The sequence below is a fragment of the Dysgonomonas reticulitermitis genome (genome assembly GCF_054601275.1).
The window spans coordinates 25,080-40,761 of sequence record NZ_BAAHWU010000015.1 but is presented as its reverse complement, the minus strand read 5'-3'; the positions used below and the strand labels follow the sequence as shown (position 1 = coordinate 40,761).

12 protein-coding genes are annotated in these 15,682 nt (G+C 39.2%); 6 read left to right on the top strand and 6 right to left on the bottom strand.

Annotated features, from left to right (window positions below):
* Window positions 1-22 precede the first annotated feature (22 nt).
* Window positions 23-1,753 carry a DUF4091 domain-containing protein gene (locus ACYPZI_RS07850; protein ID WP_459600317.1) on the bottom strand — a complete coding sequence of 577 codons (1,731 nt, stop codon included), beginning with the start codon at window positions 1,751-1,753 and terminating at the stop codon, window positions 23-25.
* Window positions 1,754-1,919: 166 nt separating this feature from the next.
* Between ACYPZI_RS07850 and ACYPZI_RS07845 the strand changes: the two genes are divergently transcribed.
* The 3 genes from ACYPZI_RS07845 (at window position 1,920) to guaB (ending at window position 7,305) form a co-directional block, all read left to right on the top strand.
* Entirely contained in the window at window positions 1,920-4,844 is a 2,925-nt protein-coding gene (locus tag ACYPZI_RS07845; protein WP_459600315.1) for a calcium-translocating P-type ATPase, PMCA-type, read from the top strand.
* Between the two features lie 300 nt (window positions 4,845-5,144).
* Complete coding sequence (locus ACYPZI_RS07840) at window positions 5,145-5,579, top strand: lipocalin family protein (protein ID WP_459600314.1); 435 nt, start codon at window positions 5,145-5,147, stop codon at window positions 5,577-5,579.
* Window positions 5,580-5,829: 250 nt separating this feature from the next.
* On the top strand, window positions 5,830-7,305 hold the full coding sequence (gene guaB, locus ACYPZI_RS07835) for an IMP dehydrogenase (RefSeq protein ID WP_459600312.1): 1,476 nt from the start codon (window positions 5,830-5,832) through the stop codon (window positions 7,303-7,305).
* 215 nt (window positions 7,306-7,520) lie between these two features.
* Here the strand turns inward: guaB and ACYPZI_RS07830 are convergent, their stop codons facing one another.
* Both ACYPZI_RS07830 and ACYPZI_RS07825 read right to left on the bottom strand, forming a co-directional pair.
* A complete protein-coding gene (locus ACYPZI_RS07830; protein WP_459600310.1) occupies window positions 7,521-8,630 on the bottom strand; it encodes a PepSY-associated TM helix domain-containing protein in 1,110 nt (369 codons plus the stop codon).
* A gap of 220 nt (window positions 8,631-8,850) precedes the next feature.
* A complete protein-coding gene (locus ACYPZI_RS07825) occupies window positions 8,851-11,235 on the bottom strand; it encodes a TonB-dependent siderophore receptor (protein ID WP_459600308.1) in 2,385 nt (794 codons plus the stop codon).
* A gap of 255 nt (window positions 11,236-11,490) precedes the next feature.
* Between ACYPZI_RS07825 and tatA the strand changes: the two genes are divergently transcribed.
* Window positions 11,491-11,688: a twin-arginine translocase TatA/TatE family subunit gene (tatA, locus tag ACYPZI_RS07820; RefSeq protein ID WP_459600306.1), complete on the top strand. Its 198-nt coding sequence runs from the start codon at window positions 11,491-11,493 to the stop codon at window positions 11,686-11,688.
* 13 nt (window positions 11,689-11,701) lie between these two features.
* Window positions 11,702-12,544: a twin-arginine translocase subunit TatC gene (tatC, locus tag ACYPZI_RS07815; RefSeq protein ID WP_459600304.1), complete on the top strand. Its 843-nt coding sequence runs from the start codon at window positions 11,702-11,704 to the stop codon at window positions 12,542-12,544.
* 145 nt (window positions 12,545-12,689) lie between these two features.
* On the opposite strand, the gene ACYPZI_RS07810 is transcribed toward tatC, so the two are convergent.
* The 3 genes from ACYPZI_RS07810 to trpS form a co-directional block, all read right to left on the bottom strand.
* Complete coding sequence (locus ACYPZI_RS07810) at window positions 12,690-12,854, bottom strand: hypothetical protein (protein WP_459600302.1); 165 nt, start codon at window positions 12,852-12,854, stop codon at window positions 12,690-12,692.
* Window positions 12,855-13,320: 466 nt separating this feature from the next.
* Complete coding sequence (locus ACYPZI_RS07805) at window positions 13,321-13,539, bottom strand: DUF4834 family protein (RefSeq protein ID WP_459600300.1); 219 nt, start codon at window positions 13,537-13,539, stop codon at window positions 13,321-13,323.
* Between the two features lie 122 nt (window positions 13,540-13,661).
* Window positions 13,662-14,651, bottom strand: a complete 990-nt coding sequence (gene trpS, locus ACYPZI_RS07800; protein WP_459600298.1) for a tryptophan--tRNA ligase — start codon at window positions 14,649-14,651, stop codon at window positions 13,662-13,664.
* 148 nt (window positions 14,652-14,799) lie between these two features.
* On the opposite strand from trpS, the gene ACYPZI_RS07795 reads away from it, so the two are divergent.
* Window positions 14,800-15,678 (top strand): alpha/beta hydrolase, encoded by an 879-nt coding sequence (locus ACYPZI_RS07795; protein WP_459600354.1) that lies wholly within the window; start codon window positions 14,800-14,802, stop codon window positions 15,676-15,678.
* Window positions 15,679-15,682: the final 4 nt, after the last annotated feature.

The window sequence follows — 15,682 nt, the reverse complement described above, 5'->3', positions numbered from 1 at the left end:
AATCAAATTTCAGCCCCTTTCTTTATTTGGATACTTCGTTTATCACTGCCTTTGCGCTGTATAGCATTATATCCGGAGATTTGAGAGGACTAATCGTATTGAAACGTGCGACTTCTCTATTTAGTTTTGCCAGTTTCTTCAGCGATTCTTTTGTGTTCAATTCTTTTAATTCTTTTCGTAGAATACGGATTTTCTCTACATCCTGAATACCTTCCACCAGTCTTTCGAAACGGATAGAGCTTCTGGCATCAGGATAAACAATGTAAGTGTCACCGGCCGGCCAGGTTCTGAAACGTGAATCTGTGAGAGGATTTTCTACCCACGAATTATATGCCCATCGAAGATAGCCGTCATAGTCTGCCGCAAGAGCGTACCAAGCACTGTAAACAGCTTCGGCAGGATCGGAAAATGTAAATACATTCGGGAACTTATCCGAGCAACATACGTAGTAAGTTGTTATCAGACCTTTCTCTCTACGCAGGGCAATATCGGCGGAATCAACTTTGGCGTCGGCAGATACCGATATTTCTTTGATGAACGGATATTTCTTATAGCTATTGTGGTTATCCGCAAGGGAGATTCCCAATTCCGGCGCTGTTTTTTGAAGAAACTCTATTGTCGCTTCCATTTCTTTTGGTCCCCGCTCGTCCATCGCAATATTCGTTTTCTCTAACCAGCCCTTTTCTCTCAAATGTTTTGTGAAATCAGTAAGGAAAGGTCCCCACATTTCTTCAAACTCTTTTGTTCCCGGATCGGCTTTTATGGTTACAATATTCCCTTTGGCATCTTTGTAATGCAATTCGTTATTCCAAGGAACTAAAGAATAGCAATTAATCATTTTATCGATACCCAAATTCATCATAAACGTTACCCATTTGTCGAAAATAGTATAATCGTACGACCATTTCCCATTTTTGTCCTTTGTCCATAGTATCATATCGGCATAAGGATCGAAGGTCTGAACGTTCCACGGATCTTTATTCACATTCGTTGTAATCACTTTCTGTCCGGCATCCGCCAGCATTTTCATAAGCGGTTTCAATGCTTCAAAATGCTCTTCACTCCACAGTTTCAGGTTTTGTGCGCGGGCAACTGCCGAAGGATGCTGCCACAAGTCCAGATGATATGTCCATTCTTTTGCGAGAGGTAAAGTCTTATTTTGTACATTCAATGTGATGCCAAATTCCTGTGGATTTTTCCCTTTAGCCGCGACTTTTACTTTACTCTTGTATGTTCCTGCCTTTGCATCCTGAGGAATATCTATTGTAAGCCATACAGGACGTACGGTTTTTGCCGGAATATTGAAGCTTTTAATATTGTCAAGCATATCGGCAGATAATGACGCCGGAAAGTCCTCAGGTTTGCGGTATCCGCATCCCGGCCCAAACTCATCGGTCATCACATATCTGACGAAACGAGCTTGTGCGATGTTTGCAGGAAGAGTATGATCTGAAGATGTGAAATCAGAGATTATACATTCCACCTGTTCTATATTATTAGCACTCCATAATAATAATTGAGCGGATAGTTTTTCTCCTTTCCAGCCTGTAACCTCACATGATGATTTTTGTTTTACAAAAGGAACATCATTTTTCGCATATCTTTTGTCTATACTTGTTATTGATGCATTTAACCCCTCAGGTACTTTTTCCCAATTTCCGGGAGGGTCTGCAAGCTCTTCAAATATTTGGCTATATCCGCAGGGAGATATAAAAATCAGCAATATACCAGTAACCCAAATTAGTTTTTTCATAGGTAATGTTTTTAAGATAAGTTTTGCATGGATACAAATGTAGCCATAAATTATTGTATCAAAAAAATTAACAAACGGATATGTTATATTTTATATGATAGAACTAACTTTATCGGTTAATATCAACAATAACATATTAACAAGCGTTTAAATAAAAAACGAAATAATGGAAGGAAAACAACAATATTCAGGCCTTACAGACAAACAAGTTAAAGAGAATAGAGCAAAGTATGGAGCGAATATCCTTACTCCTCCCAAGAAAGAACCGCTTTGGAAATTATTTCTGAAAAAATTTGAAGACCCGATAATCCGGATTTTGCTCATTGCCGCATTTTTATCTTTGGGTATATCTATTATACATAATGAATACATAGAAACGATCGGCATCTTCTGTGCGATTCTTCTTGCCACAGGAGTTTCTTTTTGGTTCGAAATGGATGCCAGTAAAAAGTTTGATGTCCTCAATCAAGTGAACGATGAGGATATGCTGATGGTAATGCGTAATAGTAATGTAGGACAGGTGGCCAAGAAGGATATTGTTGTGGGTGACATTGTATTGCTTGAGATAGGAAACGAAGTTCCTGCCGATGGAGAACTATTCGAAGCTGTATCTATGCAGATAGACGAATCTTGTTTGACGGGAGAATTGAGTATAGATAAGACTACCGATCCTGAACATTTCGAGGAAGGAGTAACCTATCCTTCAAATTGGGCGCTTCGTGGTACGAAAGTTATCAACGGGCATGGCGTATTTGAAGTGAAGAGGGTAGGGGATGCTACTGAGTTTGGAAAAGTTGCTGTAAAAGCAACAGAAAAAGTAGAAGGACAAACTCCATTGAACCGCCAATTGGATTCTCTGGCAAAATTTATAGGTGTTATAGGGTTATTACTTGCAGCGCTTACGTTCTCCGTATTAGTTGTAAAAGATATACTTCTCGATCCCGCTGTTCCTGTATCGTTAGGGCAGTTATCTTTGCTTGGCGCTGCCATATTGGGTGTTGTTATAGCAATGATAAAGGTTTGGATGCCAATAATATATGATGGGCTGGAACTGACGGGAAGGAAAATGCATCTTCCTAAATCTGTAAAAGATGGCGGTTGGCTCAGATGGTTGGCAACAGGGGCTGTGGTTACGGTTGCTATTGCCGGTTTAGGCTATCTTTTCGGTGTCAATCCTTTAGATAGTAATTCGTGGGTAAGCATAGATACCGCCGCTGAAATATTGCAGGCGTTTATGGTGGCTGTTACGCTGGTGGTTGTAGCTGTTCCCGAGGGACTACCGATGAGCGTAACTCTTAGCTTAGCTTTGAGTATGCGCCGCATGCTTAAAATGAACAATCTCGTGCGCAAGATGCATGCTGTGGAAACAATGGGCGCTACTACTGTTATCTGTACCGATAAAACAGGAACTCTTACGCAGAACCAGATGCAGGTATCCAATACCAATTTTTACGGCATAGAAAATCAGGTATTGACAGACAGCGAGGTAAGCCGGCTTATCATAGGGAATATATCTGTAAACTCAACAGCGTTTATTGATTTTTCTAACCCTTCAAAACCCTCTGCGCTAGGTAATCCTACCGAAGGAGCATTACTTCTTTGGCTCAATAGAAGTAAAATATTATATAGCAATATACGAAATAAGGAAGAGATACAGGATCAACTGCCATTCTCTACCGAACGGAAATATATGGCGACTCTTGTTAATTCGCCAAAGCTGAGAAAGAGAGTATTATATGTAAAAGGAGCACCCGAAGTAGTGCTGGGCAAGAGTAAAGAAGTAACTACTACGGATGGGCTGGCATTAGTTAATGAGTATAAAGAGGTTGTTGATAAACAATTGCTTCAATATCAGAATCAGGCTATGCGCACGCTCGGATTTGCATATAAGTATGTGAGTGAAGATGACCGGAGGTCTGTTGAAGAACTGGCTTCGAGTGGCGATGATCTTATATTTTTAGGTGTGGCCGGAATTTCCGATCCTGTACGTCCGGATGTGCCCGATGCTGTTAAACGGTGTTTGAATGCCGGAGTCGGGGTGAAGATTGTTACCGGAGACACTTACGGAACGGCAAAGGAGATCGGTCGCCAGATAGGTATTTGGAATGATGAGGTAGATACTGACGAAAATATTATAGGAGGCATAGATTTTGAAAATCTGTCGGACGAAGAAGCGTTGGAACGAGTACAAAGCTTAAAGATAATGTGCCGTGCCCGTCCTACCGACAAGCAACGTCTTGTACATTTGTTGAAGCAGAAAGAAGAAATTGTTGCTGTTACCGGAGACGGAACAAACGATGCTCCTGCCTTGAATTATGCCGACGTAGGTCTTTCGATGGGTTCGGGGACATCGGTGGCAAAAGAAGCCAGCGACATTACGTTGCTCGACGACTCGTTCAGCAGTATTGCCACGGCCGTTATGTGGGGACGCTCGCTGTATAAAAACATTCAGCGGTTTATGCTGTTTCAGCTTACGATTAATGTGGCAGCCCTTCTGATTGTATTCTTAGGTTCTATCTTTGGACAGGAATTGCCTTTGACTGTAACCCAGATGCTTTGGGTAAATCTGATTATGGATACATTCGCCGCGGGAGCATTGGCATCTCTGCCACCCGACCCCAATGTGATGAATAGTAAACCAAGGAAGAATAGCGACTTTATTGTAACTCCTTCTATTACCCGCCACATACTTATAACAGGCTTTATTTTTGTTGTCCTGCTTTTGGGTATGATGTATTATTTTTCCGGTACTGAGCATTTAAATTCATTCTTCGGCTATATTCAGGAAGAGGATAGAGGGCGTTATTTCCTCTCTTATTTCTTTACTGTATTTGTTTTGTTACAGTTTTGGAATATGTTTAATGCGAAGGCCTATCAAACAGGGAAGTCTGCTTTTGCCGGATTGGGTAAAAGCGCCGGATTTGAAATTGTAGCTCTGATTATTCTGATAGGTCAAATACTGATAGTGACATTCGGCGGTGATGTATTCCGCACTATACCGCTTACATTACAGGATTGGGGTATAATAATAGGAGGAACATCTGTCGTTCTTTGGATAGGGGAGATTATAAGATTTATGAATAGAAAGTAATAAAAAGGGTGTGTCAAAAGGTCTTTTGCACGTCATTGCGAGGGCTTGTCCCGAAGCAATCCAGCTTAATGTTTTATAAAAAACTGTACACATCTCTTTAACAGGTAATTGCCTGTTAAAGATTATACGGAAAAATGATTCTGTTTTTCCACGGTTTATTGCCGTTTCTTTTTATCTTTGTACTTAGATAATTAAGGCTGTAGAGTGTAATTCCTATTTTCACAAAACAAAAATAACACTATATACCTTGATCGTCAATTTTTTTATTAATGAATACTTTTTACAAACTAAAACTACATTATGAAAACCAGAATGAAATCAACAACATTCTTATGTGCGCTATTTTTGGCATTACCATTGGTATTTAGTTCCTGTTCAAATAACGATGACGGGGAAGATAAAGACAGTATTATTGGTACATGGGTATGGACTGCTACTTCTGCTGATATTACGGGAGGTACAGCAGCTCAGCAGCAGGAAATAAAAGATGATTGGGTTCACGATCCTGATAATGAAGATGATATTTATAAATTAACATTCTTTGTTAATGGAAAAATGACCGATACTTTTGAAGAGGAGAGCTCATATAGCATCAATGGAAGTAACATAACCCTGTTTGATAACGTGCCGTACATATTCAGCCTATCCGGTAATACACTCATATTAACAGAAGATATTACGCAAGATTACACCGGCATGACCAAAGTATTAATTCACTATACCTACACACGGTAGTAAGAGAACACTTGTATAGAGGTATAAGAAAAACAACTGTCGAAAGGTAGTTGTTTTTCTTATTCATAGAGAGATAATATGTTGAATTAATGTGAATTCAATATAATAGAGTCTATTTAAATTTAATGAAGATCCCTAATCAATTTCAGAAAATATAAGTATAAATTGGTTTTTTTTATCCGGTTATAATATACGATTCGTCAAAAATGCGTATATTTGCACGCAATAAATTTCAAAAGCTCTTTTATATATGTCTTTTATTGCAGATAAAGTTTTAATGGATGGATTGACATTCGATGATGTATTGTTGATCCCCGCTTATTCAGAAGTACTCCCCCGCGAAGTCGATCTATCGACAAATTTCTCACGCAATATCAAATTAAATATTCCTTTCGTTTCGGCAGCTATGGACACGGTCACAGAGGCTAAGTTGGCTATTGCTATTGCCCGCGAAGGCGGTATTGGAGTTATCCACAAAAATATGTCTATCGAAGCACAGGCACAGCAAGTAAAATTTGTGAAACGTGCTGAAAACGGGATGATTTCAAATCCGGTAAGTATCTTGCGTGATAAAACAGTGGGACAGGCCCTGGCTATGATGGCTGAGTATAAAATAGGCGGAATACCGGTTGTAGATACAAGCAACCGTTTGGTTGGAATTGTTACGAATCGTGATTTACGTTTTCGCAGAGATATGAGTGAGTTGATCGATGATGTTATGACAAAGAAAAATATTATCACCACTCGCCAGTCTACAGACCTTGAAGCAGCAGCAGATATCCTTCAACAACATAAGATAGAAAAGCTACCTGTGGTGGATGCTGATAATAAGCTGATAGGATTGATAACCTATAAGGATATAACTAAAGCGAAGGATAAGCCGTTTGCCTGTAAGGATGAAAACGGACGCCTACGTGTTGCTGCCGGAGTAGGTGTGACCCATGATACGATGGAGCGTGTTGCCGCTTTGGTAGAAGCGGGAGCAGATGCAATCGTTATAGATACAGCGCACGGACACTCGAAAGGTGTAGTTGAAATGCTGAAAAAGGTAAAAGCCGCTTATACTAATATCGATATTGTTGTAGGTAATATAGCGACAGGCGATGCTGCCAAATATTTGGTTGATGCAGGAGCTGATGCCGTAAAAGTTGGTATAGGACCGGGTTCTATTTGTACTACGCGTGTGGTCGCAGGGATAGGTGTTCCTCAGTTATCGGCTATCTACGATGTAGCTAAAGCATTGAAAGGCACAGGCGTCCCTCTGATCGCAGATGGAGGTTTGCGTTATTCGGGAGACATTGTAAAGGCTTTGGCAGCCGGAGGAAACTCGGTTATGATGGGCTCATTGCTTGCCGGAGTAGAAGAATCACCGGGCGAAACTATTATCTTCAACGGACGTAAATTTAAGTCGTACAGAGGTATGGGATCGTTGGAAGCGATGGAGAAAGGTTCTAAGGACCGTTATTTCCAAGACATGGAAGCTGATATAAAGAAACTTGTTCCGGAAGGTATTGCTGCCCGTGTCCCATATAAAGGCTCTCTATACGAGGTTGTTTACCAGATGACAGGAGGTCTTCGGGCAGGGATGGGTTACTGCGGCGCTAACAATATTGGTGAACTGCATAATGCTAAATTTACGCGTATTACAAATGCCGGGGTTGCCGAAAGCCATCCGCATAATGTAACTATTACCAGCGAAGCTCCAAATTATAGTAGAGGAGAATAATTAGCCAATTAGCTAATTTGAAAATGTGCCAATGGCGCAAAGCGACAATAACAGTCAACAGTGAACAATTAGTTACGAGTTACTTCGCCCTTCGGGCAGTTACAAGTTACAAGCAGTTGAGCCGTTAGCTATTAGCTTATAGCTTTTTCCGTTTCGCGTCATTGGCACATTTTCACATTGGCATATCTGCTAATTTCTGACATGCCTTCTTTCTATTATTCGGCTGCTCGCCGTGGTTTTTTCTTCCTTTTTACAAAGAACATATAATACCCTGTAATAGGCAGGCTTGCTCCTGTCAGAGCGAAGATACAAGTAAATATCTTTGACCATATACCCCAGTAATTACCTACATGTAAGGTGTATATCCATGCCCAGACTTTGGTTGTCCCTTCCTGATCTTTGAACAAAGTAGTTTTGGTAATGTCTCCACTCTGTTTATCAAAATCATATCTGTCTGTATTACGTGAGGTTATTGAAGATTTTAAATGTACAGATGCAGAGCCATCCTGTACACGGATATATTCATAATCAGGATTAGAATCCTGAAGTATATTGGAAACTTTTTGCCAATTTGCAAAATTTATCTCGGGCTTTCCTTTCTTTTCTCTATCACTTCGGTCTCCACGACCGCCGCTGTGTCCTCCTTGCTGGGTCTGCTGAACTTCTGCTCCAAAAATTTTAAATACACCATCCCGGTACCATTCAAAGGACCACATCATTCCTGTGAGCGCACAGATAAGCAATATCAGGCAGGCATATGCCCCAAGTACATTATGCAAGTCGTAAAACAGGCGTTTCTTTCCTTTTTTGAGTTGGATCTTAAACCGGCTTTTATTCAGCCGTCGGGGCATCCATACGATAAAACCGCTAATCAGAATGAATACGAATATTAAGGTGGAAATGCCGACTGTATATTTTCCCCAAGTACGGCTACCATCCATCAGCCAGCGGTGAAGAGTCATCATCGTATAAAACGGGCTCTTTTGAAACTCATATATTCCCGTAACTTTTCCGGTATACTGATCTACAAATGCCGATATTCTGAATCCCTTGGCAAGCGTCATTGCATAGGTTCGTCCGGGGTCATGAGAGATCTTTACATCGGCGACAGTGTTACTATCCAGTTGGGCATTTACTATGGGTATCAGTTCCCCTAAGGGAATAGGATTGTTTTTTACTTCCGGAACAAAATAACGTTCGGGATTTGCCAGTTCCTGTATTTCGTCCTGAAATACTAATATAGCACCGGTAAGACATACGATTGTAATGATAATTCCGACCGGAATTGAGAGCCATTTGTGGAGCTTCTTTAAAAAGATTCGCATATTTAAAAGATATATTTAAAGAAAAACTCCGGTGTTTTAATATTAAAATACCGGAATTAAACTATCATCAAAGTTAAGTAATTTTTTAATCTGCATCTTTCCGTAAAAGGTCAGATTCAATCAACTATCATCAATGCAAAGATCGTTATTCTTTTATATCTGCACAATCCCAATAAATGATGATATTTTTGCCGGTGTGTAACAATAAATAGTGATAGCTTTAGAATCTATACGATACAGTCGCAGCAAAATTACGTGGATCGATCTGATTGATATAGCCCCCACGATAATATGAATTGTATCCTAATTCATCAAATATATTGTTGAAAAACACACGGGTTGTAACTTTCTTATAAGTATAAGCCAATTGAGCATTTACTGTTGTGTATGCAGGCATGTCGAAAGGTTTCACTCCGGGATCGGTATTATGAATAATAACTTTTTTGGTAAATTCGTTTACAGGACGCTTACCTACATAATATGTTCCTACTCCGATAGACAATCCTTTAAGCGGACTACTATCCAGTGTATAATATATCCAACCGTTTGCAGTGTGCTTAGGTGCGTTCATCGGTGCCGATCCTTCAACATACGCGGGGCTTTCTCTGTATTGTGCGTCTAAATAAGCATAACCTAACATTACTTGTAAATTTGGTAGAATACGTCCCGATAATTCAGTTTCTATACCTTGACGCATCAAGTCTCCTGCATTGTCATAATATAAAATAGTTTTTCCACTTGTGTCATATACTGCATATGATGTATTGCTATTCAATATATGGAAATATGTCAGATTGAAACGTAGGCGGTTATCTAACCAGTCGGATTTTACTCCGAATTCCAATTGTTTCGAATTTGAGGAACCGATAGCTGTTCCGTCTTCTTTCAGATTGGCAGCAGAACGAAGGTCTGTAGTAGTGGTATAAGAACCGAACAAGTTCACACTTTTGATTGGTGTAACCATTAGTCCGAACATTGGATTCCATGCGTCACCTATGGTTTTGCCTGTACCTGTATCGCTGATACTAGTCTGGTAACTGTAACGAAGACCAAGTATGGCTTTTACATATTCGTTAATCGTCATTACTTCCTGTGCCATTATACCATAGCTTGACGATTGAGACGTAACAGGATCTACGGCAGTCATTTTTAAGTTTTTTGGTAATTTATTTGAAATAGTTCCCAATACGTCTATTGTATCAATTGTAATGGAATTATAAGCAGTTGTGGAAAGATCTGTTTTTTTATAATCGAATCCTACCTGAAATGTATGCTTAATAGAAGAAGTATAGATATCTCGTCCTATTAAATCCAACTGGAATGTCGAGTTTTTGTCATCTCGCAATGATCTGCCTAAACTGCGAGTTCTGATATTGTCCATATTCGGTTTTTTCGAATATGTTCGTGTATTTACATTTGCCCCTGTATTATCAACATTATACGAAGCATTGAAGTATGCTGCTCTAACACTTATCTTGTCTGCTATTTGGCGAGTTATACGAGCTGCATAGGTCAACGTTTTATTTTCGACATTGTCTGTGCTGAAGCCTAAGAATTTATCGTTAGGCATCTTGTATAATGCTTCTATACTGTCGCCATTTAGATTTACAGTACCCGGATCCGGAGTTTTATTTTCGTTCAAATAGTCCAATTCCAGAGTAACCGTTGTTTTTTCATCAGGTCTCCATTCTAACGATGGATTTATGTAAACCCTATTGGTAGAAACATGTTTTTTGTAACTGTCCGCGCGTTCGTATGCCCCATTCAGACGGAAAGCAATAGTTTTGTCTTTATTCAGTACGCTTTGTACATCAAATGTAGGACGGAATTGCCCCCAGCTACCGGCACGCGCGCTAACTTCTCCACCATTAACGAATTTAGGTGTTTTGGTTACAACATTGATAATACCTCCGGGGCTTCCTAAATCGTTCCCGACACCCTGAGTAATAGCAGCCGAACCTTTTATTACTTGTATGCTTTCAACTCCCTGCATATCAGATGTTATTGCTCCTGTACGGAAATCTGAATCGATTCGAACGCCATTTTTTAACACAGGAACTCCTCGATAACCACGAGTCGACATACTTTCGCGAACACCGCCATAGCTACCGAATAGCGTAACTCCGGGAACATTTCTTACAGCGTCTGTAATCGTTAAAGCTCCTTGCTCGGCAATTACCTTGTCCGAAATCACAGATATGCTTTGTATCTGCTCACTGGGGCGGAGGGGCATACGTGTGATTGCATCCAGTTTCTCAGGTTGTTTGTATCTCTCTCCAAATACTTCGACTGTGTTTAGATCGTTCGCAAGTTCTAATTTTATGTTGACAATTACATTGTCTGATTTAGACAAATCTACTTTTTGGGTATTATTGGCATATCCAATAAAACTTACTTCCAATGTAAGTACCTTGTTTGGCAAATGAGTAAGTCTGAACCGACCATCATTATCTGTAGAGACTCCTTTTTGCAGTTCTTTTATAACCACTGTTGCAGCAGCTAATGGGTCACCTTTTTCGTCTAATATTCTCCCCTTTATTGTTTGCGCAACAATAAATGAGATGTTTAAAATTAATAGTAATAATAAGAAATAAATCTTTCTCATGGTTAGTATATATTTTGTCTGTCTGTTAATAAATGAAAATTATCGGTGGCAAAGGTCCTACTAATTGATTTATCTGACAATCGCAAAAAATGATGAATTTGCCTGAATATTTTCATTAGAAATAGGGATATGAGGATGTTTAATATTCTTTTACATATGAAAATTGAAAAAACATGATGAGAAGTTCCCTGTTTAGATATTATTTATGTTATTTTGTTCGTTGAAGTTAATTTGTGCAACAATAATTCTACAATCATGAATACACTGTTATTTTTAGGAAATATAGGGACAGGCGAAATTATTATTATCGCAGTTATCGTATTACTTCTTTTCGGAGGCAAAAAAATTCCTGAACTGATGAAAGGCCTTGGAAAAGGGATTAAAAACTTTAAAGAAGGGGTAAAAGGAATAGAAGACGAGATAGAAGGAAACGATACGCCTAAAAAAGACTGAGATAATTCTTTTTATGGAAGAGAGCAATGAAATGTCTTTTTGGGATCATTTAGAGGATCTCAGGTGGACTATTATAAGATCTATTGTAGCGCTTTTCGTTTTTGCTATTATAGGGTTTGTTTTGATGCCATATATTTATGACAGCATCATAATGGGACCTACGCGTGCCGACTTTGTTTTGTATAGATATTTATGTGCGGCTACATCTGCGGTGCCGTTCTTTCCCGATTTTTGTGACGATACTTTCCACGTTGACATTATAAATATCAATCTGGCATCACAGTTTTTCAGACATATGACTACCTCTTTTTGGCTGGCTCTTATACTCACCTTTCCATATTTGGTATTTGAGATCTGGAGATTTGTTAGTCCGGCATTATATGAAAATGAAAAGAGAAGTATTCGTTGGGCCTTTATGTTCGGAACTGTAATGTTCTTTCTTGGATGTTTGGTCGGTTATTGTTTGGTTTTTCCTATGACTTTTCGCTTTTTGGCTACTTATCAGTTGAGTGAGGTTATTGTGAATCAGATATCACTCGATTCATATATGGACAATTTCCTGATGCTGATATTTATTATGGGAATTGTCTTCGAGCTTCCATTATTGTCGTGGTTGCTATCGAAGCTGGGTTTGTTAAACCGCTCTTTCTTTAAAAAATTCAGGAGACATGCGATTGTAGGATTATTAGTTCTTTCAGCCATAATAACTCCGTCGGGAGACCCATTCACCTTATCGGTAGTATTTTTGCCTCTTTATATGCTATTCGAACTGAGCCGGTTTATGGTCAGGCCTGCACCGCCAAAGGAAGACGACGATGAGGAAGAAGATCCGGATTTACAAATAGAATCTGAATAAATAATAAGAGCCTGAGAATTTGAACGAATAAAATTTAGACAGGTTCTTCATAGTACATGACAAAAAATATTTTATATATATTTAAAAGGCTTATTATGTTGCCCTTACAGGGCACGGTTCCCTAGTCTGTCATCTCACCGGGGTGTTACCCCGGGCTGGAATATATCAGGCTTTCAGCCTGTTTCTTTCCTTGATGCCCTGAAGGGGCTACATAATATAGCCCAATGGCAACGCCTTGGGTGGGAAAACGAAATCTCCTGAAACCGCACCCTGTAAGGGCAATATAAGATTTTGTAATATTTTTTGTCATGTACTATGCAGGTTCTTAGTAATATCTTTTATTCTTTAGATCATTACTGCCGCGCCCTACCGTGAGGTTCCCCGCCTGCGGAACGAATGCGCGAGCGGGGGAGTAATAAGTAGTGAGTGGTAAGTTCTGAGCATTCACTACTGACTACTCACTACTACTTTAAAAATCTTTTACAACCAAACTTTGCTATTCTATAAAAAAGGTTTAAATTTACGTATTATTCAATAACAAAAGTTACGGTATATGTCTGAAATAAGACAAAAAATACGAGAAAAAAATACCACTTTTTTAACTATTTTTCTCCCTGAAAATTTGGCAGTTAGCTGTATTTTCTTAGAGAGACTACCCCGCCTATATATTTACGCGCACACGCGTATTATACAATAATTTTATTAAAAAAATACGGTGTCCTGTTTTTTTCCCAGTTGTGAAAGGGCTCTAAATGACTTTGTATCATAAAATTTAATTATTCGTCGTCTTTTATTTCCTCGTAACTGACATATTCTCCTTCTTTTTTCGAGAATTTTTTTTGAGGAGGATCAGGCGTGTAATTATTATTTTTATGATTGCTGCTTTTTGTTTTATTCGTTGGCCCAAACGTCCTGATAACCCTTCCCAGGAATACACCCAGAATGAGAAATGCAAAGATTACAATAAGCAGTAATAATCCTAGAAATTTAAACATATCGCTTTTATTCTGATATTAGTCTACAAATATATGCATTATAAGTAGTTCCTCTATATAATACGGGCAAATGTCTGTTTTATTTCCTTTTACTTATGTGTTAAATAATAGAATTCTGAATATCAGAATCTTTTGAATCCCATTATCTCACGAACATCGGCTAATACTTTGCTTGCGCTTTCACGTGCTTTGGCAGCCCCTTCGGTTGCCACTCTATGTAGGTAAGCATCATCATTCTGTATTTCCAGAATACGTTCACGCATAGGCGTTGTAATTTTGATAATATCTTCGGCGAGCTGTTTTTTCAAATCCCCATAGCGTATTTCGCAAGTATTCCATTTATCTTCAAAGTGTTGTACTACTTCTTCAGTTGATACAACCTTCAATATGGTAAAAAGATTTTCTATATAGTCCGGTTTTTCTGAGTTTGGAGCCTTCGGGCCTTCATCAGTTAATGCGCGTTTTACTTTTTTCTCTATGCTTTTAGGATCTTCATCCAGGTATATGCAATTGCCTTCCGATTTTCCCATTTTCCCGCTTCCGTCAAGCCCCGGTATTTTTATTAAATCCTGTCCAAAATTATATGCTACAGGTTCTTTAAAGTATTCTACACCGTACATATTATTGAAACGACGGGCGAATTTGCGTGTCATTTCCAGGTGTTGTTCCTGATCTTTGCCCACAGGTACTTTGTTTGCATTATGCATCAATATGTCGGCAGCCATCAGGGTAGGGTAGGTCAATAAGCCGGCATTGACATTGTCTTTATGTTTTCTCGCTTTTTCTTTAAAAGAAACCGTCTTCGACAATTCTCCCAGATAAGCGTGCATGTTTAGTAACAAATACAGTTCGCACACCTCCTGTACGTCGCTTTGTATATACACAGTCGATATTTCCGGATCAATACCCGCGGCGAGGTATTCTACCAGTACATTTTTTACATTTGAATGTAATAGTTTCGGATCGGGATGCGTTGTCAAAGAGTGGTAATCTGCAATGAAAAAGAAGCATTTATTTTCATTTTGCATTCTTGTGAAATTTCTTAACGCGCCAAAATAGTTACCCAAGTGCAATTTTCCTGTAGAGCGTATCCCGCTTAATACTGTTTCCATATTAACGTATTTTTTCTTTTTTAAGTCACAAAGATAGTCAAATTTCCACAAAACAGTCTTTACTTCTACCTTATTGTGGTTTTGATTTAAATCCTAAAATATCTACCTTTGATGAATCAGTTTTTTAAATTAATCTAATCGAATGAAAATGATAGACGCAAGAAAAATATCAGTGTGCCTTTTGCTTTCGCTTATGACTATAAATATGAATGCGCAGAAAGTGGTGAAACTATGGGAAGGAAATCCTCCTACGAATAATGAGATAAGTGAGCCGGAAAGGTATGAAAGAGACGGTGGATGGGTAACAAATGTAACAGTCCCCGAAATCAGTATTTATCTTCCGGACGAGGCTGTCAATACAGGTGTGGCAGTAATAATATGTCCCGGTGGGGGATATGCGGGATTGGCTATAGGGCACGAAGGTGTACAGTTCGCAGAGTGGCTCAATAAGCAGGGTGTTGCCGGTATTATTCTTAAATATCGCATGCCAAACAAACATAAAGAAGTCCCTTTGGATGATGCTCGACAAGCTATGCGGTATGTGCGTGAGCATGCGAAAGAGCTTGGGATAAAAGAGAATAAAATAGGAATTGCCGGATTCTCGGCAGGAGGGCATCTTGCAGCTACGGCTTCTACTCATTTTGCTTCAACCGGAACAAGTACACGCCCCGATTTTTCCATCCTTTTTTATCCTGTTGTAACGATGGGAGTGCCGACACATGGCGGATCGAGGAGCAATCTGTTAGGAGACAAACCTTCAGCTATAGATATCCATACTTTTTCAAACGAAAAACAGGTAAATGTGAACACTCCTCCGGCAATACTGTTATTAAGTGATGATGATGGAAGTGTGCAGCCTGCCAATAGCATCGGTTATTATGAAGCGCTGAAGAATAACAATGTGCCTGCCACGATGTATATATTCCCCGAAGGAGGGCATGGCTGGGGTATGCGTGAAAACTTCAAATATCATGCGCAAATGCTTACATTATTACAAATGTGGCTGAAAGACATGGGAAACAAATAATAAT

Coding starts and splice junctions, on each gene's coding strand:
- ACYPZI_RS07850 (WP_459600317.1), bottom strand. CDS start 1,753: ATGAAAAAACTAATTTGGGTTACTGGTATATTGCTGATTTTTATATCT.
- ACYPZI_RS07845 (WP_459600315.1), top strand. CDS start 1,920: ATGGAAGGAAAACAACAATATTCAGGCCTTACAGACAAACAAGTTAAA.
- ACYPZI_RS07840 (WP_459600314.1), top strand. CDS start 5,145: ATGAAAACCAGAATGAAATCAACAACATTCTTATGTGCGCTATTTTTG.
- guaB (WP_459600312.1), top strand. CDS start 5,830: ATGTCTTTTATTGCAGATAAAGTTTTAATGGATGGATTGACATTCGAT.
- ACYPZI_RS07830 (WP_459600310.1), bottom strand. CDS start 8,630: ATGCGAATCTTTTTAAAGAAGCTCCACAAATGGCTCTCAATTCCGGTC.
- ACYPZI_RS07825 (WP_459600308.1), bottom strand. CDS start 11,235: ATGAGAAAGATTTATTTCTTATTATTACTATTAATTTTAAACATCTCA.
- tatA (WP_459600306.1), top strand. CDS start 11,491: ATGAATACACTGTTATTTTTAGGAAATATAGGGACAGGCGAAATTATT.
- tatC (WP_459600304.1), top strand. CDS start 11,702: ATGGAAGAGAGCAATGAAATGTCTTTTTGGGATCATTTAGAGGATCTC.
- ACYPZI_RS07810 (WP_459600302.1), bottom strand. CDS start 12,854: ATGACAAAAAATATTACAAAATCTTATATTGCCCTTACAGGGTGCGGT.
- ACYPZI_RS07805 (WP_459600300.1), bottom strand. CDS start 13,539: ATGTTTAAATTTCTAGGATTATTACTGCTTATTGTAATCTTTGCATTT.
- trpS (WP_459600298.1), bottom strand. CDS start 14,651: ATGGAAACAGTATTAAGCGGGATACGCTCTACAGGAAAATTGCACTTG.
- ACYPZI_RS07795 (WP_459600354.1), top strand. CDS start 14,800: ATGATAGACGCAAGAAAAATATCAGTGTGCCTTTTGCTTTCGCTTATG.